Origin of the sequence: Streptomyces sp. NPDC127097, assembly GCF_042724075.1 — a bacterium.
Lineage (GTDB): Bacteria > Actinomycetota > Actinomycetes > Streptomycetales > Streptomycetaceae > Streptomyces.
In genome coordinates this window covers 63,406-82,829 of sequence record NZ_JBHXFI010000022.1, presented here as the reverse complement: position 1 = coordinate 82,829, position 19,424 = coordinate 63,406, and the positions used below count along the sequence as shown (strand labels likewise).

The window sequence follows — 19,424 nt, the reverse complement described above, 5'->3', positions numbered from 1 at the left end:
GGCCGGCGTCCCGTCGGCGTGCCGTGACGCACCCCGCGCACCCCGTGACGTACCTCGTGACGCACCCCCTGCCGGCAGAGCCCGACGCCCGTTGCTCGCGGCCCGACGCTCGCCGCTCTTGTAATGGTTGAATGTATTTAACCCATGACCGCACGCTGGCGGACATGGCACGAATCCCCGATGCGCAGTGTGAACCGTGGTGGTGTCCCGCATGCGGACTGTCCTCCGAATCCTGCCGACCGATATCCGAACACCTCACGTCCGAGGGAATGGTGCGGTACCTGTGGTGCCACACCGCTGGCTGGCTCATCGCCTGCTCCGACGTTCAGCTGATCCATGTGAGCCCGGAGGAAAAGCACCACACCGTGGACGGTGGGGTTCTGTAACGCCCGGGAAGGTCCCGTGAAGCAGAATCACTACGGCCGTCTCGGAGCCGTGCTGTCGGCCGATCTGATCAATCTGCCCGAGATGAGCGCGGCAAGCGTGCGGCGCTTGCTGGAGGCGCATGAGATCCGTCGCCCGGCGGTCGGCGCTGCCGATGTGGACGGCTTTCGAGGCTGGCGTGACCAACTGGCCCGCGTGTTCGGTTCCACCGATCCCGCCGAGCAGTGCTCAGCCGTGAACGACCTGCTGGTGGCGGCCACCATCCGTCCTTGGGTGACCACCCATGACGGCCTCCAGCCCCATCTTCACTTCGTCCCCGACTCGGCCGACGTGCTGTCCAGGGTCAAGGCGGTCACCGCCGGCGGCCTTGCTTTCGTCCTGTGCTGGGAAGGGGGAGCAAGGCTCGGGCGCTGCCTGCGCGCCGAGTGCTCCCGCGCCTATGTGGACACGTCCAGGAACGGTCGGCGGCGGTACTGCACGGCACGCTGCGGGAACACCGAAGCGGTGATGCGCCACCGTTCCCGGCAGCCGGGCGCTGTGAACAACGCTCGTGATCAATACAGCTAGCGACCATGCAGTTGCCTAATTGCCCACCGCGAAGTCCGGCCCGATCGTCAGCGTCACCGCGCCCGGAGCCGCGTCGGCCGATTCCTTCGCCTTGATACCGGGGAAGCGGCCGGTGAGGACCGCGCTCCGGTCCTTGAGGGCGACCGGGTAGGTGAGCGTGGTCCGGTCCGTCGCCGGGGCGTTGCCGGTGGCGATGACCGTGAAGCCGAATTTGCGCAGCTGCTCGGCGGCGGCCGCCGCCCGGCCGGGGGTGCCGGTGCCGTTGAGCACCCGGACCTGCACGGAACGGGCGGTCACCGGGTTCTTGGCGGCCTCGGCGAGCTTCTTCTTCCCGGCGGCGCCGATCTCCCGGTCGTGCGCGAGGTCGCTGAACAGCCCGCCGGCCTGTGGGTATTGCCAGACGACATTGGCCTTGTCGGTGGGGACGTCGGCCTCGCGGGAGTAGTTGGGGACGGTCAGGAAGGTAAGGCGGTCGCTGGGGATGTCCTTGACCGTCGCGGCCAGGTCGTAGAGCGGCTTGAGGCCGGCCAGGTCCTTGTCGGTGGTGATGGACTCGGTGGCCGCCTTGAGGAAGTCGTAGAGCTCGCCGGGGCTGGTGAGCTTGGACTGGGCCTTGGCGCCCAGCGCCTTCATGAACTCCTGCTGGCGGCCGATGCGGCCGAGGTCGGAGCCGTCACCGACGCTGTAGCGGGTGCGGACGTAGCCGAGCGCCTTCTCGTCCCGGACGTTCTGGCAGCCCGCCTCCATGTCGAGGTGGGCCTTCTTGTCGTGGATGGCGTGTTCGGGGCAGACCTCAATGCCGCCCAGGGCGTTGACCATCCCCTTGAAGCCCTGGAAATCGACCGAGGTGAAGTGGTCGATCCGCAGTCCGGTGTTCTTCTCGACGGTCTTGATGGTGCAGGCCGCGGCCTTGCGGATGTCGCCGGAGTCACCGCCGATCGAGAACGCCTCGTTGATCTTGAAGTGGTGGGGCGACGACTTCGAACCGTTGCCGCGGGTGCAGGCGGGGATCTGCACCCACGAGTCCCGGGGGAAGGACACCGCGGTGGCCCACTTACGGTTGGCGGCGATGTGCAGCACCATCAGCGTGTCCGACTGCATGGTTGTCAGGTTCCTGCCGTATTTGGCGTTGGCGCCCGCGCGGCTGTCGGAGCCGACGACCAGCACGTTCTTGGAGCCGGGGCTGAGGTTGGGCGGCCGGTCGCCGTCGACACCGATGTCCACGCCGCGGATGTTGCCGTCGAGTTCCTGGTAGACCCACGCCCCGACGCCGGCCGTGGCGAGCACCAGGACGCCGAGCACCCCGCCGGTCCAGGCGAGGATGCGGCCCCGCCGGGTGATCCGGAGCGTGCCCGTCCGGCCTGCCTTACGGGAGCCCTCCCCGGTCCGGCGGTCGGAGCCGGAGGGCTTACGGCGCGCGCCGGGGCCGGGCGCGCGGGAGCCGCCGGGCGCGCGGGAGTCGCCGCCGGGGGAAGGGGGCGAGCCGGGTGCGCCGTCGGCGCCCCGTCGGGCCGTCTGCTGGTGCGTCTGCCTGTCATGCACGCCGATGGCCCTTCTGGTCCTTCTGATGCTGGTGATGCGGGCGGTGCGGTACGGAGGTGGGGATGATCCCGCCCCTGGCTCCGGCCTCGGCCCGGGCGGCCGGCCGGACCGGCGGCGTCGGCGGGGCGTGGCGGATCAGATACCGGCGCTGGGCAGCAGCAGGATGAACTCGGGGTCGTAACGCCGCCACTGCGGACATGCGCCGGGCAGGGTGCGCAGCCGGCACCACAGCTCGCCCGCGCCGTCCGTCCACCAGGCGTTGATCCGCCCCAACGTCCATCTGCCGTCCGGGTATTGGACCTCCACCGGCTGATAGACCCATCGCACCTCCGCCTCTGGAGGCGGGCAGTCCCTGGTCAGGAGTCCGCACCTCGTCGCCATCTCCCCCTCCGGCCACGCCTGTTGCGTATGTGTGCGCACTCTACCGGCGACGTCTACAGCCTTGTAGAAGTTGTCCGATGCGGAGCGTGCACGATCCGGTGGGCCGTGTCCGGCCCGGTGAGGTCAGGGATCAGTGTGCACTCAGAGCGGCGTTGCCGCCTTCAGAACGACGAACAGCGCAACCGGTGCGTTGAGAGCGCAGAGCGCAGAGCGCAGAGCGCAGAGCGCAGAGCGCAGAGCGCAGAGCGCGGAGATGGCCGTGCCCGCAGTGGGCGGTGGTGACGGCGGCTCAGCTGTGCCCGCCCCCCGGTCAGTCTCCGTGGGCTTCGTCCGAGGGGTGGGGCCGGTGGGAGGCCGGGCCCGTGCCGGGCTCCGTGGCCGCGGCCGGGCGGCCGGTGGGCGCCGGGTCGTCGGCCGGGGCGGGGCCGTCGGCCGAGGCGCGGTCGAGGAGCGCGCGCAACACCTGCTCGTCGTGCACGGACAGCGCGGAGACAAAGCTGGCCAGTACGGCGTCCCGGTCCGGTTCGCCGTCCAGTACGCGGCGCATCCGCAGCGCCGCGAGACCGGCCTCGTCGGCGGCCGGGAGCCAGACGTACGCACGGCCGGACCGCTCGCGGGTGACGGCCTGTTTGGCGTGCAGCCGGGACAGGATCGTCATCACGGTCGTGTACGCGAGGTCGCCGCCGAGCCGCTCCTGTACCCAGGCGGCGGTGGCCGGGCCCGACGCCTCGTGCAGCGCGGCCAGCACCTGGGCCTCCAGTTGGCCCTGGCCGCGCCGGCGGGCGCGCTCCCGTCCGGAGCCGTCATCTTCCCGCGGCCCAGGGGTGGCCCCGCCGTCCGGCGCCTTCCCGAAGGACTTCCCGCCCACTGTCGTCGCCTCCCGTCGCGCCGGGTGTCTCGCCGCCCGGGACGTCCCGGCATCCTACTGAGTGGCCGAATCCGGGCGGTGGTTCGTCGGGCCCGGAGCCCGCGGCGTCGATCCCCGGCGCTTTACTTCTACACTCCCGTAGATTTTGAGGCTCACCCGGAACGCAGGCAACACCTGGAGGGAAGCCATGGGAGTCTCGCTGGGCAAGGGCGGCAACGTCTCCTTGTCGAAGGAAGCGCCCGGACTGACCGCGGTCACCGTCGGCCTCGGCTGGGACGTCCGCACGACCACGGGCGCGGATTACGACCTGGACGCCAGCGCGCTGCTGTGCACCGAGGCGGGCAAGGTCGCCTCGGACGCGCACTTCGTCTTCTACAACAACCTCACCAGCCCCGACGGCTCGGTGCGGCACACCGGCGACAACCTGACCGGCGAGGGCGAGGGGGACGACGAGTCCATCGAGGTCACGCTGTCGGGAGTGCCCGCCGAGATCGCGAAGATCGTCTTTCCGGTCTCCATTCACGATGCGGAGAGCCGGGGGCAGAGTTTCGGCCAGGTCCGCAATGCCTTCATTCGCGTGGTCAACCAGGCGGACGGGGTGGAGCTGGCCCGCTACGACCTGAGCGAGGACGCCTCGGCCGAGACCGCGATGGTCTTCGGCGAGCTCTACCGGCACGACGGGGAGTGGAAGTTCCGCGCGGTGGGCCAGGGCTATGCGTCCGGCCTGGCGGGCATCGCGACGGACTTCGGCGTCAACGTCTGAGGCGGGACCTCCGGCCGGGGGAGGGCGGCCGCCGCCCTCCCCCGCCCGGAGGTCCGCTGCCCGGGGCGCTCACGTGCACGGCCCACGGTGAGCGCCGTCTACAGCCTTGTAGAAGATGCCTGGCCGTGGCTCCTCGCCGGGAGTGCTGGGCTATCACCGCCTATAAGGGGATTTGCCCGGCCGGTGCGGGGTACCGTGAAGACACCAAGGGACTCGGGGACCACAACACCGGGCGCGTCGCTGCTGCGGCCCGCCCGAGTGAGGTGAGCACCATGCAGACTCTGTGGACCGTGGTGGTGCTGCTGGCGCTGGTGGCGCTGGGAGCGCTGTTCATCGCCCGGGTCAATGCCCAGGGTGCCGGGCGGATGCCGACCCATCGGTACGCGGACTGGAAGCAGTCCGTACGGCAGCGGATGCACAAGCGGCCGCATGACGAGGCCGGCCCCGAAGCGCCTGCGACCGGCCCACCGCCGCCCTCGGGCAAGGCGGGAAACGACCTGTGACGTCCGCCGCCCGCTCCGTCCCGTCGGCCCAGGACTACGACGGGACCTCCCCGTTCCCTGACGACGGCACCGAGTCCCCGCCGAGCAGCGGCCGGCGGATGTACGTCACCGTGACCGGCATCATCGTCGTCGCCCCGTTCGTCGGCCTGGCCGTCGGGATCCCGCTCCTCTGGGGCAGCGTCGTCGGCCCCATCGACCTCGTGCTGCTGGCCGTCTTCTACGTCGTCAGCGGCCTGGGCGTCACCGTCGGCTTCCACCGCGGCCTCACCCACGGCAGCTACACGGCCACGCCCGCGCTGCGCATCGCGCTCGCCCTCGCCGGCTCGCTCAGCTTCCAGGGCGATGTCATCGACTGGGTCGCCACCCACCGCCGCCACCACGCCTACACCGACCGCCCCGGCGATCCGCACTCCCCGTACCGCTACGGCACCAGCCTGCGCGGTCAGCTGCGCGGACTGGTCCACTCGCACATCGGCTGGCTGTTCGGCGACGACCCCACCTCGCACCGCCGCTTCGCGCCCGATCTGCTCGCCGACCCGGGCATCCGCGCGGTGGACCGGGCGTTTCCCGTGCTGTGTCTGCTCACGCTCGGCCTGCCGTTCGCGCTGGGCTGGGCGCTCGGCGGCTCCTGGGTCACCGCGCTGACCGCCCTGCTGTGGGCCGGGTTCATCCGCATCGCGCTGCTGCACCACGTCACCTGGAGCGTCAATTCGCTCTGCCATCTCATCGGCGAGCGGCCCTTCCGCACCCGGCGCCATGACCGGGCGACCAATCTGTGGCCGCTGGCCCTGCTGTCGTTCGGCGAGAGCTGGCACAACCTGCACCACGCCGACCCGACCTGCGCCCGCCACGGTGTCGACCGCGGCCAGGTCGATGTGTCCGCCGCCGTCATCCGGCTCTTCGAGCGTCTCGGCTGGGTCCGGGACGTGCGCTGGCCCGATCCTGCACGGGTGGCGGCCCGCCGCCTCAGGAGCACCGCATGACCACCGCCGGGGACCCTCCCCACCCCGCTCACACCCAGCACCACGCGCCACCACCCGTCGCCCGCCTGGCCATCGCCCCCCACACCGATACGGCCCGGCGCCTGGACGGTCTCTGGTGGCCGCACTCCACGGACCTGCTGGCCGAACTCCCGGAGCTGCTGACCGCGTGGCCCTTCGACTGGCCCCGGATCACCCACGCCACGGTGAACGGCGCCGGCTGGTCCGCGCTTCCCTCCCACACGCTCGTCGCCGGCCATGTCGTCCGCCTCCGCAGAACCACCGGCCGCCCCGGCCCGGACACCATCTGCCTTGTCTCCTCCGGCCACGGCCGCTGGGACCTGCTGATCATCCCGCCCACCACCCCTGAACCCGAGGCCGTCCGCATGATGGCGGAGATGGCCCGCACGGGGGAGCCGACACCGGCCTGAGGAGGAGGCGCGGCGAGCGGGCCCGTAGAGCCGCCAACTCGCCTTTATCTGCGGCCGTTTCACGTGAAACGGCCGCAGATTTTTTTGGGGGATGCGGGCGGGCCCGAGTCGGTGCGGGGCGATACGGGGGCGGTGCGAGGCGACCGCGGGTGAGAGCGCCGTACGCCCCTCGGCGGCCGGCCCCGGACGGCCTCGCCACGGTCTCGACTACTGCGTACGGGTGGTGTTCATCAGAAGAACGCCGGTCCGGGGGCGTCGGTCCGTGAATCCGCCCATTACGTACTCATCATAAGAAAACGCAACAGAAGCGACGCCATCCAAGTGGTGCACCGGTAGCGGCGCAACTGAAGCGAAGCAACAGAGGAAGCACAACGCAGGAGACGCAACGGATCTCTCGGGGAGATCCCGACCGAAAGCGAGGGACCATGGCTGCGACCAAGGTCATGAAGTTCTGGGCGGTATGCCTTGTCGTGCTCGGCAAGCTGCTGGCATCACTGGGAGTCTCCGCCGCGGCCTCGGCCGCGCGCCGGGACGCCGCACTGTACGAGCGGACCCTGGGCAAGGGGAACGCGGGCGCCGAGACCCCGGGCGGTGATGCCTCGGAGGCGGAACGCGCGGCTGTACCGGAGCCCCATCCGGAACGGCGCACCCGTGCCGTACCCGCGCCGCGCACCGTACCGCTGTACGGTCAAGCCGCCCCGGCCCGGCGGGGGTTCGCCCGTCCGGAGCTGCCGCCGACGATCAAGCAGCGCATCAGGGCCGAAGCGCATGGCACCTCGCCGGGGATGCGCAGCCGCCTCGCCTCCGGCGCCGAGCCGCTGACCGCCGCCGGCCACACCGACCCGGCCGGGACCACGCCGGACGCCGACCGTGCCGACGCGCACGCGCGCTCCGCGGTCATTCCGGCGGCCCGCAACCGTGCGCACACCGCCCGCTACGTCTGACTCGGACGGCGCACACACCGGCGTGATCCACACGGCTGTGTACGCACACCACGCGGCAGCCCGGAGGCATGAGTCATCGCCGCAGCACGCAGCGGTGCTCCCCAGAAAATGACGCTGAAGCAGAAACTGACGCTGAAGCAGAGACGGCCACAGCAGCAGAGGCGAAGACAGCAGCAGAAGTAGAGACGGACACCGCAGTAGAGACGCACGCGCAGAGATCGACGTAGAGGCAGACGCAGGCTCCGACGCAGACCTGGACGCAGGAGTGGGCGAGAGTGCAGAAGCCGACATGTTCCACGTGAAACCTACGCAGAGGTGAACGACCCGAAGGCGCCGGGGACGGACGAAGACCCGCAGCAACGGGCGACCCGGCCGGCGACAGCCGTAGCCAGAGCAGCAGTGACCACCTGAGAGACCGCACGACCACAGACCTGAACCACCTGTCACACCCCCGGACTTCTCCCGCCCCGCCTCGATCGGGGCGCTGGTTCCCGGGCCTCCTCCCAGTTCCCGCCCGAGCTCCGTACGCGACGCATGCGTGCCGGGCTTCCGTCGGCGGTGAGCGGGAATTGCCGCCGTTACGCGCTGCCGCTGCGCGCATCCGATGTGCGCCTTCGCAGTGTGATTGCGCGAGCCCGTGAGGTGTCTCCGGGCGGCGGTCCGACGCCGATGAGTGCCCCCGTGGGCCCCGGCGGCCGTGCGGTACCCCAGCACCGGCTGACCCGACATTTCGCTGTGGCGGGCCGGCCCCTTGCGGGCGGTGTCCGCATTGCGCGCATCCCTGCTAAATGATCTCCGCACGCCCGGCGAAGGCCGGTGGAGGAATCCCCATATTGGTCGACTTCCCCTTGACCGCTTGGTAAAGTCCGAGCACTCATTGTGACTCGGCGATTTGAAGCAGCCGCCCGGGGTCATCCACCGTTCGAAAACCGGAGGGTTTGTGGAATGCCTGAGCTGGCGGACACGGGGAGGCGAATCAAAGAACTGCGGGTCAGTGCGGGAATGACACAGCACGACCTGGCCGGGTCCGAAATGTCATCCAGTTATATATCGCTGGTGGAACACGGGAAGCGCATTCCCAGTGGCCGGGCACTCAAGATCCTGGCCGAACGCCTCGGGGTCGGCGTGGCGGAAATATCCGGAGAGCCCGTGCCGGCCGAAAACACCGGTGTCCGCCGGCTCGACCTCGTCGGACGATTGGTGGCGGCCCGCCGGCAATGGGACGGCGGCGATGTCGAAGGGGCCCTGTCGGAATTCCGGGCACTCGCCGACACGGAGCCGGCCCATCGGCAGGACGATGTCTTCACCGAGGCCCAGCTCGCCATCGCGGAAATCCTCGGCACGCTCGGCCGCCCGGACGAGGGAGCCGAGGTCCTGGAGCGGATGCTGACGGAGCTCGCCCCCGAGCCGTACGCCGAGCCCCGGCTGCGCACGCTGATCGCGCTCGCCGATCTGCTGGAGTCCGCCGGCCGGGTCCAGGACGGCCTGCGCTATGCGCTGACCGGCCACCTCGAATGCACCGCCCGGCACCCGGGCACCGGTTTTCACTCGCTGCTCGCCCTCGATGTGCTCACCCGCTGCGCCTATTGGAGCGGCTGCCCTGACTGGGCGCCCGCTACCGACCATGGCCGGCCCTCGGCGGACGGGGTGCTCCCCGGGCCGCGTGCCTCGGTCGATCTGCACCGGGCGCTCGACCTGCGCGACCGGGGCGAGCCGGAGCGCGCCGCCGCGCTGCTGGGCGAGTGTGCGCGCCGGGTCACCCCCGCCGCCGGATTCCCGCTGTGGGAGAAGATCAACGGCCATTACGCGCTGCTGTTGCTGCGCCGCGGCGACACGGCGGCGGCCCGCAGCCTCGTCGAGCGCGGTCTGGTGGTCGCCTCGGTGGCCCAGGAGCCGGGCTTTCCGCTGTGGCTGACGACGGCGGAGGCGGCCGGGGCGGAGGCGGCCGGTGACCCCGCCCGGCTCTTCGCCCTCGGCGAGGAGCTGGCCGCGCTCCCCGACACCGGCCGCGGCCATGAGAAGGCCGCCGCGCTCGGGGAGATCGCGGCGGCGTGTGCACGGGCCGGCGACCGGGAAAGGGCCGCCGGATACTTCCGCACTTCCGCGGAGCTCTTCCGGCGGGCCCAGGCATACCGGCACGCCGAGCGGGCCCGGGAACGCCTGACGGAGCTCATCGAGATGCGGGACTGACGGCCGCCGGGCAGCCGCCGCGGCGACGCATATTCTTTTGTTCCGCGTAATTCTCGCTATTTCTTCGTCTTCTTTCCGAGTCCCAGTAAGGCGAACAGGGCCTCCGCGGCGCCGATGATCGCCAGAATCAGTCCGGCCTTGTGGAGCGAGATGACCGAGTTCTCCACTTCCTCTGTGCTCAGCCAGAGGGCCAGACCGACGATCGTGACCACAATGCCTATGGCAATACCCTTCATGGGCTTTCCTCGTTCCGTGTGAGGGTGTCGGACTCCGTGGCCGGGTTCCGGGTCGAACTCCGCATCGGACTCCTTGTACGGACCAGGATCCCGTCCCGCCGGTACATTTGGATCATCCGCAGGTAGACACTTTCCGCCCGCCGTCTGTCACTTTCTATGTACTCCCGCTCCGGTCAGGGGCGGCTAGGGGACGGATAGGGGAGGCCCGGGGGAAAATCAGGGGCCGGTCGGGGGCCGCTCCCTGAGAGCGCTCCCTTTTACCCCCGCCGGACCATCCCGTGCTGCTGCGCCAGAATCGCCGCCTGCACCCGGCTGCGCAGCTTCAGCTTCGACAGGATGCGGCTGGTGTGGGTCTTGACGGTGCCCTCCGCGAGATCGAGGGTCTCCGCGATGGCGCTGTTGGTCAGCCCGCGTCCGATACAGGCCAGCACCTCCAACTCCCGTTTGGTGAGGGCGTCGAGGGCCTGCGCCGCGTCGTCCGGAAGGGTGGGGTCCGAGGCCGGCCGGCCGGCGAACTCGCTGATCAGCCGCCGGGCAATGGCCGGGGTGAGGAAGCCCTCCCCGTGTGCCACCGCCCGTATCGCGCCGACCAGTACGGCCGGTTCCGCGTTCTTGAGGAGGAAGCCGCCGGCCCCGGCCCGCAGCGCCCCGTAGATGTACTCGTTGAGATCGAAGGTGGTCAGCACCAGCACCTCGGCGAGGCCGCGCTCCACGATGCCACGGGTGGCGGCGACGCCGTTGAGCCGCGGCATCTGGATGTCCATCAGCACGACATCGGGCCGCAGTTCGTCGGCCAGACGGACCGCCGTCGCACCGTCGCCGGCCTCCCCGACCACGGTGATGTCCGGGTCGGTCTGGAGCAGCAGGACCAGCCCGGACCGTACGGCCGCCTGGTCGTCGGCCACCAGCACCCGGATGCCCGGGGGCCGGCCCGCCGGACCGTCCGCCGGTGCCGTCGCCGGCCCGCCCCTCGGCTCGTCCGCCGCTGACTCCCTCACTGGCTGCGCCATCTTTCTCGTCTCCTAGGGGTTCTGGGTCAGCGGGAGCACCGCCCGCACCCGCCAGCGCCCCGGGGCGGTGCGGTCGGGGCCCGCGTCGAAGCTGCCGCCGACCAGGGCCGCCCGCTCGGACATCCCGGCGAGCCCGGCGCCCGCACCGGTCATCAGCTGCTCCACGGGGCGCTGCCGGGCCCGGCCGTCGGGGCGGGCCAGCGGGCTGTCGACCGAGATGGTCAGCTGCTCGCCGCCGGCCTCGCAGCAGATCCGCACCCGCCCCGCCGACGCATGCTTGAGCACATTGGTCAGCGCCTCCTGCACGATCCGGTACGCCGTCACCTCGATCACCGACGACACCTCGGGGAAGGTCTCGGGGAGGTCGGTGTGCAGGGTCAGGGCCGCCGCGTCGGCGGCCGGCCGGGCCTGTTCGACCAGCGCCCCCAGCGCGTTCAGCTGCGGCCGGTCCCAGTCGTCGGCCACCCCCCGGTCGGACCGCAGCAGCACCACCATCCGCCGCATTTCGGCCAGCCCCTGCACACTGTTCTCCCGGATCACCGAGAGCGCCTGGAGCACCGGATCCTGCTCCGCCGTACCGTCCTTCTCCCGCTGTGCCTCGGTCAGGGAGAGCACGGCGCTGGAGTGGATGGCGATGGCGCTGAGGTGGTTGGCCACCAGATCGTGCAGCTCACGGGCCATCCGGGTGCGTTCGGTCTGAAGCACGGTCTTGCGGTCCAGCTCCGCCAGCCGGTCGATCTGGGCGGCCCGCTGCCGCTCGGCGTCCGCCCGCTCCTTGTGGTTCCGGATCAGTACCGCGGTCCATACGGGAGAGATGAGCACCAGAGCGATGAGGACACCCGTCGTCACGCCCTCGGAGCGGTCGCCTATGACGACCAGGGCGACGGTGGCCGCCAGAGTGGCCGCGACGGTCCCGAACTGAAGGACCCGGCACAGCAGCGGGGCTCCGTACAGGGCGGCCGCATAGAGCAGGTCCGTATAGACGAGGAGGGGGCCCAGGCCCCCGCCGGCGGCCATCTGCACGCCGACGGTGAGCGTGCCGACGGCGACCGCGACCAGCGGCACGGTGCTGCGGAAAGCCGTCGTGGTGCACAGCACGAGCACCGGCAGCACGGCCTGCCAGACGGGGAGATCGCCTCCCATGACCCGTGGCCCGCCCAGGACGTACAGGATCAGGCAGCCGGCGAAGAAGCCCACTGCCAGGCGCAGGTCACGCAGCGGCAGGGGGCGGCCGCGCGCGTGCGTATTGGTGAAGGGACGTAACCACACACCAGGACAGTACGACGGCGCGGGACCCGTTCTCCTGGCCCTGGCGCCGGAATTCGGGCCGGTCCGCCGTACATCGAAGTATGTAGCCCGACATCACCAGGAGGGATGACCCGAACGCTCCGGGGGGCTGGAAACCTGGGGCTGTCCCGTCCGGTCGATGGAGGCGGAAGAGGGGAGAGGGGCCATCGATATGGCGGGAAGTCACTGACCCGGTATGGCCTCGGCACCGCTCAACTGCGGAGGACGGAAAGTACGTGGAAACGAACGCCGCTCTTCTCGAACCCTGTCCCCAATCCCCTGACCAGGACGTGATCGACCACCGGCCACACCCCGGCCGGGCCCGCCCGGCCCCGCTCGCTCCCGCACCCGTTCACCCGGACCCCGCCGCCACCCCCGTCCCGGTCTTCGTCGTCCCCGTAGGACCCGCCGCTCCCCACGGCTCGGGTACGAGGCTCTCCCCCGACGACTGTGCGGGCCTCAACGGCCATTCCCGGGACACCCTCGGCGGCGCGGACGGCCACCGGCTGCGGGACCGGCTCCCCGGGCAGGTGAGCGCCGCGATGGCCGCCGCCGGTCACTGGGAGCTGTACGGAACCCGCGGTCTGCTGGTCGTGGCCTGCGGGGACGACGCCCGCCGGATGGGGTTCTCGGTGGAATCCGTCCGGCCCGAGACCCCGCCCCCGTACACCCCGTACGAGGTGCTGACCGCCCAGGAGGCGAGCCTCGTGGCCGGCCGCCCCGCCGCCGGGCGGGACCGCCTCGTCACCCGTTTCTGGGTCCGCAAGGACGCCGCCCTCCAAGCGGTCGGCCGTGGGCTGTCCCTCGCGCCGGAACGCATCGAGGCGGGTTTCCCCGGCGACCACGGAACGGTCCGCGTTCCCGGTTTCCACGGCGGTGAAGTCCTGGTAGCGGTACGGAACTTCGCCTTTTCTTCCGTATACGAATGCGCCGTGGCCGTCCCGGAATCCCTCGCGCTCACCCCGGCCTTCTGTTATTCGGCCGGGTAATTGCCGGATTCCGCGGGCATCCTGCGCCCACCCGGGTGAAACCTTCGCATGTCGCGGCGCCGCGTCCCGGCAAAAACCATATTGCCGGGTTAGTTGGTGCGTGCCCACCGGTCGTGGCGAGTTACGCGTCACGGCGTCGCCGGAGCACCGCGGAGGATTGCCGTCATGCCGTCGCCCCTCGCCAAACGGTCCGTCGAAACGCTCCTGTCCGTGCTGCTGGTCGTGCTGAGTGTGCTGGGGGCGGCCGGCCCGAGTGCCGCGGCGGCCGGCTCACCGGCCGGCCCGGCCCCGGACTGGGAGCGCATCGCCGCCTGTGAGAGCAACGGCCGCTGGCACATCAACACCGGCAACGGCTACCACGGCGGGCTCCAGATCGACCCGGCCACCTGGCGCGCCTACGGGGGCCGCCGTTACGCCCCGCGCGCCGACCTCGCCACCCGCGACGAGCAGATCGCCATCGGCGAGCGCATCGTCCGGGACCGCGGGCTGTCCGCCTGGCCCAACTGCGCCCGGACCACCGACAGCGGCGACAGCACCTCCCGTGCCGCGGAGCAGACCCCGCCGGCCGATCCGGCCCCGCAAACGGCCCCTAGCACCCGCAGCCTCACCTCCCCCGTCCACACCACCGCCCGCACCTATGTGGTGCAGCCCGGCGACTGTCTCTCCGTCATCGCCGAACGCACCCACACCCCGGGCGGCACCAAGGCCCTGTACGACCTGAACAAGGACACCCTCGACCAGGGGCCGGACCACATCTACCCGGGGCAGCGGCTGCGGCTGCGGTCCTGAGGGCGGCGCGGCACCCCGCTGCCGGGTGCTCCGGAGGGCCGTCACGGTGAATCCGCTGATCGGTGCGGGTGAATGCGCGGGACGGGCCGTTGCTCAGGCTTGGTGGACGGGGGCATGGCCGGTAGCAAGTCCGCGGGGTACCAACCGCGAGGTGCAGGAGCACACAGTGAAGAACATGGCACGCATCAATGTTGTGATTGCAGGAGCTTGCGGTCTGCTCCTGGCCGTAGGCGGGGCGTCGCCCGCCCAGGCGTGGGACGGGCCGTTCGACGGGGACGGCGTGTGGAACAGCGACACCTTCGCCAACTTCCATGCCGGATTCAGCTGCCGCAACCGAGCCAGAATCTGCATCAACGGGCCGCTGAACAGCGGAAACGTCCGGAACTCGCAGAACGTCCATCTGTCCGGCAACAACAGCAACAGCGGTAGCCCGACCAATGTCAACGGCAACACCAACGACGATGCGGGTGGCACGACCGGAGCCGAGAACAAGACCAGCAACAACCTTCAGCACGTCGGCCGCGGCGGCAAGCAGCGGCTGTGACCCGACGCTGAGGTGACCCTCCGGCCCCGGTGCGCCCGGGGCCGGAGTCGTGTCCGGACGGGGCGCCGCACGGCCGCGGGGGAAACGGCGAGCGCCCGGCGGAATCCGCCGGGCGCTCGGGGAACGGCTGTCGAAGAGGGCTGTGGGCCGTAGTTGTGTCAGGGGCCGGTCCCGGTCAAGGGGCCGGTCCCGGTCAGTGGAGGATGCCCTTCACGATGCGCTGCACGCTGTTGCCGCTGCCCGACGCGGAGCCGGTCACGGCGTTGCCGCTGTTGGTCGACCCGTTGGTGTTGGCGATGTTGCCGCTGGCGTTCGGGTTGCCGTGGTTGAGGAAGTTGCCGCTGTTGAGGCTGTTGCCGCTGTGCACCGGCCCGTTGATGCAGGGGTGCGGCGAACGGAACACCGGTGACTTGTAGTTGAAGTCGGCGAGCCGGTTGTTGCAGACCACCCCGGAGACCATGCCGGCCACGGTGCCGACGTCGGCGCCCACGACGGCGGCGAGCAGGGAATCGCTGGGAATCACCTGGGCCTGGGCCACCCCGCCGCCGAGCAGCACCAGCCCGCACGCCCCGGCCACAGTGCCTGCCTGCGCAATTCTTCTCACGTCGCTCCTCGCCTCTTCGTCGGTCGGATGCCAGACGTATCGTGCTGCCGCGGTCGGTCCGCACCGGCGTTCAACCCGCGAGAGCGAAACCCCTGGCGGCCACAATCAGCCGGGTGGCCCAACACCTCGCGGGGCTTTCGGGGGACGGTCCGGCCGGGCACGGGCAGCCGCCGGGCCGGGACGCGGGCAGGCGAAGATCTTCGGTGGCGGGGCCGGGGCCGGGGCGGGGCCGCGGCCCCGGGCCGGCACACCGGAAGCCGGCCGGTCATCCGGCGGCCGGCACACCGGGGCTCAGAGCACCAGCCGCTCCGGCATGGGCTGCTCCACACCGTCCAGCTCCAGCGTGCACCGGGGCATGGAGGGGACGAGATGCGGCTGGCGCAGCAGGACCCGGAAGGGGTGGGCGGGCACTTCGGGGAGTTCGCCGGTCAGCACGTTCATTCCGGCGCGGTGTTCCTTCTGGTACGCGACCACCTTGCCGTCCACCAGGAGCTCGATCTCGCCGGACCGGCCGGGCCCGACGTTCACGGTGATCGAGTGGTCACCCTGATCCAGATGGAAGTGGTGTCTGTGCGCCATGACGACCTCCGGCGGTTCGTCGGTCACGACCGGCCGCGCCGTACGGTACCCACCGCGAGCCGGTCCGTTCTTCCAGCGTAAGGGGGCTCCCCCCGGGTTCCGCGAGCGACAATTGGGGTGAGTGCCGGGCGGCCGGTTCACGGAGCGCGGGTCGGTGCGACCTGCCCGGGGAAACCGGGCGCCGGGCCGGCAGGAGACGACCATGAACGGCTCGGTCCGGGTAGGACAGGTGGTCGGGGTACCACTGCGGATGCACTGGAGCGTGCCGCTGCTGGTGGGCCTGTTCGCGTACGGGCTCGGCCGGCAGGGCCTGCCCGTCTGGACGCCGGGCCGCTCGGACGCCGTGTACGCCGTCGGCGGGGTCGTGGGGGCCGCGCTGCTCATGGGCAGCCTGCTGTTGCACGAGACCGCACACGCCGCGACCGCCCTGCGGAAGAAGATCTCGGTGCAGGACGTGACGCTGTGGGCGCTGGGCGGGACGACCCGGATGGGGCGGCCGCCGACCGCGGCGGCGGCCTTCGCGGTGGCGGTCAGCGGGCCGCTGACCAGCCTGGTCATCGGCGGTGTCGCGCTGGGGGCGGGGATCGGACTGCACGGGGTGTCCGGCTGGGCGGTGCCCTCCGTCGTCCTGGCCTGGCTGGGCTGGGCGAATCTGTTCCTGGGAGTGTTCAATCTGCTCCCCGCCGTGCCGCTGGACGGCGGCCGGGTGGTGCAGGCGGTGCTGTGGTGGCGCACGGGGGACCGGGAACGTGCGGACCTGGCGGCTTCCCGGGGCGGCCAGATCATGGGGCTGCTGTTGGTGGCCGCCGGCTGGATCTCGGTGCTGCGCGGGGCGACGGGCGGGCTGTGGATCGTCTTCGTCGGGCTCTTCATCATGATCGTCGCCGGTGCGGAGCGGCGCCGCGCGGCCCTGCACCGGGCGCTGCGGGGGCTCCGGGTCGGCGAGGCGATGTCCGGTCCGGTGGCCACCGGCGCCGACTGGCTGACCGTTCAGCGCTTCATCGACGAGGTGGCCGTGCACTCCCGGTACTCCGCGCTGCCGCTGCTCGACTTCGAGGGCCGCCCCAGCGGCATCGTGCAGCTCCGCCGGCTCGCGACGGTACCGGCCGCCGGCCGGGAGACGCTGCGGGTGCGCGAGGTCGCGACCCCGCTGTCCCAGTGCGCGGTCGCCGCGCCGGACGATCTGCTGACCGAGGCGCTGGACAAGCTCAGCCTGCGGACCGGCGCCCGCATCCTCGTCGTGGACGCGGGGCATCTCGTCGGGATCGTCACCGGGAAGGACATCTCCCGTCTGATGCAGCGCGACACCCTGGGCGGCAAGGAGAGCGCCTGACCGGCCTTCCCGCGGCGTCGCGGCGGGCGCGCGCCGCCGCCCGTCGGCGCCCACAATGGTGGTACGGAACGCCCCCGGGGGATACGGGGCCTGCCGGAGCGGAGGCCCGGAACGGGACAGGGGTATGGAGTACGTCACCGTGACCGCGCTGAGCCACCCCGGGCTGCTCCGCGAGCACAACGAGGACAGCCTGGTGGCCGGCCCCTGGACGCTCTGCGGCACCATGACCGAGAACCCGCAGACCCTGGTCTTCCCGCTCGGCAACCCGCTGGTCGTCGCGGTCGCCGACGGCATCGGCGGGCAGCCGGCCGGCGAAGTGGCCAGCTCCCTGGCCGTGCGCCAACTGGCGGCGCTGGGCCCGTCATTGGACACCGAGGAAGCGGTCCGGGACGCCCTGAACCTCTGCAATGACGCGGTGTACGCGGCCGGCCGGGGCCCGGAGCTGAACACCATGGGCACCACGGTCGCCGGCGCCGTCGTCCTGGCGGAGTCGCTGCTGGTCTTCAACGTCGGCGACAGCCGGGTGCTCGACGCGACGGCGGACGGGCTGCGCCAGGTGAGCGTGGACGACAGCCCGCCGCTGTCGCCGGGGCGGCGCACCACCTCGCTCGTCACCCAGGCGCTCGGCGGCACCATGGACTTCAGCGCCATCACCCCGCATGTCCGGGAAGCGCCGCTGTCCGCGGGCGACCGCTACCTGGTGTGCACCGACGGGCTGACCGACCCCGTCCCGGAGGACGACCTCAACGACGTGCTGCAACTACACAGCGGTGGCCGGGCCGCCTTCGAACTGTGGAAGTCCGCCATCGAGGCGGGCGGCCCCGACAACATCACGCTGGCGCTGATCGCCATCGGTGAGTAGCGCGGAGGGACCGGGCCGGAGCGCCCCATGGCGGACAGGGCGCGGCGCGGCATCCTCGGGCTAACCCCACCCCGGATCTCCTGGCTGCCGGATGGGCAGCGGGAAACCGCTCAACCACCCTTGCCCCATGACGACTTACGCCCATCGAACCCTCCTCCTCGCGCTCGCCGTCGCCACCGTCGCCACCACCGTGACCGCGGCCGCCCCGGTGGCCCGCGCCGATGCTCCCCGCACCAACGGGCCCGCCCTCACCTGGCGGCCCTGTGCCGAACCCGGCGGCCTCCGCGGGCAGGAGTGCGCCCGGCTGCCCGTACCGCTCGACTACCGCGACCCGGGCGGCCCGCGGATCGGCCTCGCCGTGACCCGGGTGCGCAGCGAGCGGCCCGCGGCCCGCCGGGGGACGCTGCTGGTGATCCCCGGCGGGCCGGGCGGGTCCGGGGTACAACGGCTGGCGACGAAGGGGCCGGCGCTGCGGAAGGCGATGGCGGGGGCGTACGACCTGGTCAGTTTTGACCCGCGGGGGGTCGGTGGGAGCACCCGGGCGGGCTGCGGACTCGACCCGGCCGACCGGCACTTGGTGACCCTGCGGTCCTGGCCGGGGCCGGACGGCGAGATCGATGCGAATGCCGCCCGCTCCCGGCGGATCGCCGACGCGTGCCGCCGCCATGGCGGTGCCGTGCTGCGCAGCTTCACCACCCTGAACGAGGCGCGCGACATCGACCGTCTCCGCCGGGCCCTGGGCGAGGAGAAGCTGTCGGCCTGGGCGTACTCGTACGGGACGTACGTCGGAGCGGTGTACGCGCAGAAGTTCCCACGGCACACCGACCGCTGGGTACTGGACAGCAGCGGCGACCCCGACCCGTCCCGGGTGGGGCGCGGATGGCTGGCGAACACGGCGGCGGGCACGGACGACCGCTTCCCCGACTTCGCGGCCTGGGCCGCGGATCCGGCACGGGAGAGCGAGGGGCTGCGGCTGGCGCGGCGGCCCGCGGACGTCCGGCCGCTGTTCCTCGCGCTGGCGGCGAAGCTGGACCGCGAGCCGAAGGAGTCCAGCACGCCGGGCGTCCCGTTGACCGGCAACCGGCTGCGGCAGGCACTTCAGAGCGCCCTGCAAAGCGACGCGCTGTTCGCGGAGACCGCCCGGCTCATCCAGCAGGCCCAGGACCCGGCCGCCGAGCCGGTGCTGCCGGACGTGGTCGCGGGGCCGCTGCCGGACCAGGACGCGGCGGTCACGACGGCCACCGTCTGCAACGATGTGCGCTGGCCGGCGTCGGTCCCGGCCCACCGGCGCGCGGTGGCCGCCGACCGCGCCCGGCACCCGCTGACGGCCGGGTTGCCGGCCAACATCACGCCCTGCGGCTTCTGGCAGGCACCGGCGGAGCCGCCCACCCGTATTACCGCCGACGGCCCGTCCAACATCCTGATGGTCCAGAACCGCCGGGATCCCTACACCCCGTACTTCGGCGCGCTGAAGATGCGCCGCTCCCTGGGCGAGCGGGCCCGGCTGCTCACGCTCGAACACGGGGGCCACGGCGCCTACTTGGCCAACGGCCCCGTCTGCGGCGACCGCACCGTCACGGCCTTCCTCACGACGGGACGGCGGCCGCAGACGGACACCCGCTGCACCGGCTGAGCCGC

Annotated in this window: 21 protein-coding genes; 13 read left to right on the top strand and 8 right to left on the bottom strand. The window is 71.6% G+C overall.

The window, feature by feature from the left end:
- The first annotated feature begins 402 nt into the window (after positions 1 to 402).
- Positions 403 to 951 (top strand): CGNR zinc finger domain-containing protein, encoded by a 549-nt coding sequence (locus ACFWJW_RS18895; RefSeq protein WP_387242188.1) that lies wholly within the window; start codon positions 403 to 405, stop codon positions 949 to 951.
- 15 nt (positions 952 to 966) lie between these two features.
- Here ACFWJW_RS18895 and ACFWJW_RS18890 read toward each other — a convergent pair whose 3' ends face one another.
- The 3 genes from ACFWJW_RS18890 to ACFWJW_RS18880 form a co-directional block, all read right to left on the bottom strand.
- A complete protein-coding gene (locus ACFWJW_RS18890) occupies positions 967 to 2,292 on the bottom strand; it encodes an LCP family protein (RefSeq protein WP_387242288.1) in 1,326 nt (441 codons plus the stop codon).
- 336 nt (positions 2,293 to 2,628) lie between these two features.
- The gene (locus tag ACFWJW_RS18885; protein ID WP_387242185.1) at positions 2,629 to 2,820 is read right to left on the bottom strand and encodes a hypothetical protein; all 192 of its coding nucleotides are present in this window, start codon (positions 2,818 to 2,820) and stop codon (positions 2,629 to 2,631) included.
- 364 nt (positions 2,821 to 3,184) lie between these two features.
- Positions 3,185 to 3,634, bottom strand: coding sequence for a BlaI/MecI/CopY family transcriptional regulator (locus ACFWJW_RS18880; protein ID WP_387242285.1), 450 nt, complete (start codon positions 3,632 to 3,634; stop codon positions 3,185 to 3,187).
- Between the two features lie 295 nt (positions 3,635 to 3,929).
- Here ACFWJW_RS18880 and ACFWJW_RS18875 point away from each other — a divergent pair, with 295 nt between their 5' ends.
- The 6 genes from ACFWJW_RS18875 to ACFWJW_RS18850 all read left to right on the top strand — a co-directional run bounded on the left by ACFWJW_RS18875 (position 3,930) and on the right by ACFWJW_RS18850 (position 9,553).
- Complete coding sequence (locus tag ACFWJW_RS18875; protein WP_387242183.1) at positions 3,930 to 4,505, top strand: TerD family protein; 576 nt, start codon at positions 3,930 to 3,932, stop codon at positions 4,503 to 4,505.
- Positions 4,506 to 4,777: 272 nt separating this feature from the next.
- On the top strand, positions 4,778 to 5,008 hold the full coding sequence (locus ACFWJW_RS18870; RefSeq protein ID WP_387242180.1) for a hypothetical protein: 231 nt from the start codon (positions 4,778 to 4,780) through the stop codon (positions 5,006 to 5,008).
- Positions 5,005 to 5,991, top strand: a complete 987-nt coding sequence (locus ACFWJW_RS18865; RefSeq protein WP_387242177.1) for an acyl-CoA desaturase — start codon at positions 5,005 to 5,007, stop codon at positions 5,989 to 5,991. Before ACFWJW_RS18870 ends, ACFWJW_RS18865 begins: the two co-directional genes overlap by 4 nt.
- Positions 5,988 to 6,419: a DUF5994 family protein gene (locus tag ACFWJW_RS18860; protein ID WP_387242174.1), complete on the top strand. Its 432-nt coding sequence runs from the start codon at positions 5,988 to 5,990 to the stop codon at positions 6,417 to 6,419. Before ACFWJW_RS18865 ends, ACFWJW_RS18860 begins: the two co-directional genes overlap by 4 nt.
- 425 nt (positions 6,420 to 6,844) lie before the next feature.
- Entirely contained in the window at positions 6,845 to 7,363 is a 519-nt protein-coding gene (locus ACFWJW_RS18855; RefSeq protein ID WP_387242171.1) for a DUF6344 domain-containing protein, read from the top strand.
- Between the two features lie 945 nt (positions 7,364 to 8,308).
- Positions 8,309 to 9,553 carry a helix-turn-helix domain-containing protein gene (locus ACFWJW_RS18850; RefSeq protein WP_387242168.1) on the top strand — a complete coding sequence of 415 codons (1,245 nt, stop codon included), beginning with the start codon at positions 8,309 to 8,311 and terminating at the stop codon, positions 9,551 to 9,553.
- A 56-nt stretch (positions 9,554 to 9,609) separates the two neighbouring features.
- Here ACFWJW_RS18850 and ACFWJW_RS18845 read toward each other — a convergent pair whose 3' ends face one another.
- The 3 genes from ACFWJW_RS18845 to ACFWJW_RS18835 all read right to left on the bottom strand — a co-directional run bounded on the left by ACFWJW_RS18845 (position 9,610) and on the right by ACFWJW_RS18835 (position 12,068).
- Positions 9,610 to 9,789, bottom strand: a complete 180-nt coding sequence (locus ACFWJW_RS18845; RefSeq protein ID WP_387242165.1) for a DUF5708 family protein — start codon at positions 9,787 to 9,789, stop codon at positions 9,610 to 9,612.
- A gap of 257 nt (positions 9,790 to 10,046) precedes the next feature.
- Positions 10,047 to 10,799: a response regulator gene (locus ACFWJW_RS18840; protein ID WP_387242162.1), complete on the bottom strand. Its 753-nt coding sequence runs from the start codon at positions 10,797 to 10,799 to the stop codon at positions 10,047 to 10,049.
- 12 nt (positions 10,800 to 10,811) lie between these two features.
- A complete protein-coding gene (locus tag ACFWJW_RS18835; RefSeq protein WP_387242159.1) occupies positions 10,812 to 12,068 on the bottom strand; it encodes a sensor histidine kinase in 1,257 nt (418 codons plus the stop codon).
- A 254-nt stretch (positions 12,069 to 12,322) separates the two neighbouring features.
- Between ACFWJW_RS18835 and ACFWJW_RS18830 the strand changes: the two genes are divergently transcribed.
- From ACFWJW_RS18830 to ACFWJW_RS18820, 3 genes are all read left to right on the top strand, one after another.
- Positions 12,323 to 13,075, top strand: coding sequence for a hypothetical protein (locus tag ACFWJW_RS18830; RefSeq protein ID WP_387242156.1), 753 nt, complete (start codon positions 12,323 to 12,325; stop codon positions 13,073 to 13,075).
- Positions 13,076 to 13,240: 165 nt separating this feature from the next.
- Entirely contained in the window at positions 13,241 to 13,864 is a 624-nt protein-coding gene (locus tag ACFWJW_RS18825) for a transglycosylase family protein (protein WP_387242153.1), read from the top strand.
- A 166-nt stretch (positions 13,865 to 14,030) separates the two neighbouring features.
- Positions 14,031 to 14,408, top strand: a complete 378-nt coding sequence (locus tag ACFWJW_RS18820) for a hypothetical protein (protein WP_387242150.1) — start codon at positions 14,031 to 14,033, stop codon at positions 14,406 to 14,408.
- 193 nt (positions 14,409 to 14,601) lie between these two features.
- Here ACFWJW_RS18820 and ACFWJW_RS18815 read toward each other — a convergent pair whose 3' ends face one another.
- Both ACFWJW_RS18815 and ACFWJW_RS18810 read right to left on the bottom strand, forming a co-directional pair.
- Entirely contained in the window at positions 14,602 to 15,012 is a 411-nt protein-coding gene (locus ACFWJW_RS18815) for a hypothetical protein (protein WP_387242147.1), read from the bottom strand.
- 291 nt (positions 15,013 to 15,303) lie between these two features.
- Positions 15,304 to 15,591: a hypothetical protein gene (locus ACFWJW_RS18810; RefSeq protein WP_387242283.1), complete on the bottom strand. Its 288-nt coding sequence runs from the start codon at positions 15,589 to 15,591 to the stop codon at positions 15,304 to 15,306.
- Positions 15,592 to 15,793: 202 nt separating this feature from the next.
- Here ACFWJW_RS18810 and ACFWJW_RS18805 point away from each other — a divergent pair, with 202 nt between their 5' ends.
- From ACFWJW_RS18805 to ACFWJW_RS18795, 3 genes are all read left to right on the top strand, one after another.
- A complete protein-coding gene (locus ACFWJW_RS18805; RefSeq protein WP_387242144.1) occupies positions 15,794 to 16,924 on the top strand; it encodes a site-2 protease family protein in 1,131 nt (376 codons plus the stop codon).
- Between the two features lie 124 nt (positions 16,925 to 17,048).
- Positions 17,049 to 17,786, top strand: coding sequence for a PP2C family protein-serine/threonine phosphatase (locus ACFWJW_RS18800; RefSeq protein ID WP_387242140.1), 738 nt, complete (start codon positions 17,049 to 17,051; stop codon positions 17,784 to 17,786).
- A 127-nt stretch (positions 17,787 to 17,913) separates the two neighbouring features.
- Positions 17,914 to 19,419 carry an alpha/beta hydrolase gene (locus ACFWJW_RS18795; protein WP_387242136.1) on the top strand — a complete coding sequence of 502 codons (1,506 nt, stop codon included), beginning with the start codon at positions 17,914 to 17,916 and terminating at the stop codon, positions 19,417 to 19,419.
- Positions 19,420 to 19,424: the final 5 nt, after the last annotated feature.

Excerpts from the sequence above, each read along its gene's own strand:
- ACFWJW_RS18875 (WP_387242183.1), top strand. The coding sequence starts at position 3,930 with ATGGGAGTCTCGCTGGGCAAGGGCGGCAACGTCTCCTTGTCGAAGGAA.
- ACFWJW_RS18795 (WP_387242136.1), top strand. The coding sequence starts at position 17,914 with ATGACGACTTACGCCCATCGAACCCTCCTCCTCGCGCTCGCCGTCGCC.
- ACFWJW_RS18845 (WP_387242165.1), bottom strand. The coding sequence starts at position 9,789 with ATGAAGGGTATTGCCATAGGCATTGTGGTCACGATCGTCGGTCTGGCC.
- ACFWJW_RS18850 (WP_387242168.1), top strand. The coding sequence starts at position 8,309 with ATGCCTGAGCTGGCGGACACGGGGAGGCGAATCAAAGAACTGCGGGTC.
- ACFWJW_RS18840 (WP_387242162.1), bottom strand. The coding sequence starts at position 10,799 with ATGGCGCAGCCAGTGAGGGAGTCAGCGGCGGACGAGCCGAGGGGCGGG.
- ACFWJW_RS18810 (WP_387242283.1), bottom strand. The coding sequence starts at position 15,591 with ATGGCGCACAGACACCACTTCCATCTGGATCAGGGTGACCACTCGATC.
- ACFWJW_RS18805 (WP_387242144.1), top strand. The coding sequence starts at position 15,794 with ATGAACGGCTCGGTCCGGGTAGGACAGGTGGTCGGGGTACCACTGCGG.
- ACFWJW_RS18825 (WP_387242153.1), top strand. The coding sequence starts at position 13,241 with ATGCCGTCGCCCCTCGCCAAACGGTCCGTCGAAACGCTCCTGTCCGTG.
- ACFWJW_RS18860 (WP_387242174.1), top strand. The coding sequence starts at position 5,988 with ATGACCACCGCCGGGGACCCTCCCCACCCCGCTCACACCCAGCACCAC.
- ACFWJW_RS18855 (WP_387242171.1), top strand. The coding sequence starts at position 6,845 with ATGGCTGCGACCAAGGTCATGAAGTTCTGGGCGGTATGCCTTGTCGTG.
- ACFWJW_RS18870 (WP_387242180.1), top strand. The coding sequence starts at position 4,778 with ATGCAGACTCTGTGGACCGTGGTGGTGCTGCTGGCGCTGGTGGCGCTG.
- ACFWJW_RS18800 (WP_387242140.1), top strand. The coding sequence starts at position 17,049 with ATGGAGTACGTCACCGTGACCGCGCTGAGCCACCCCGGGCTGCTCCGC.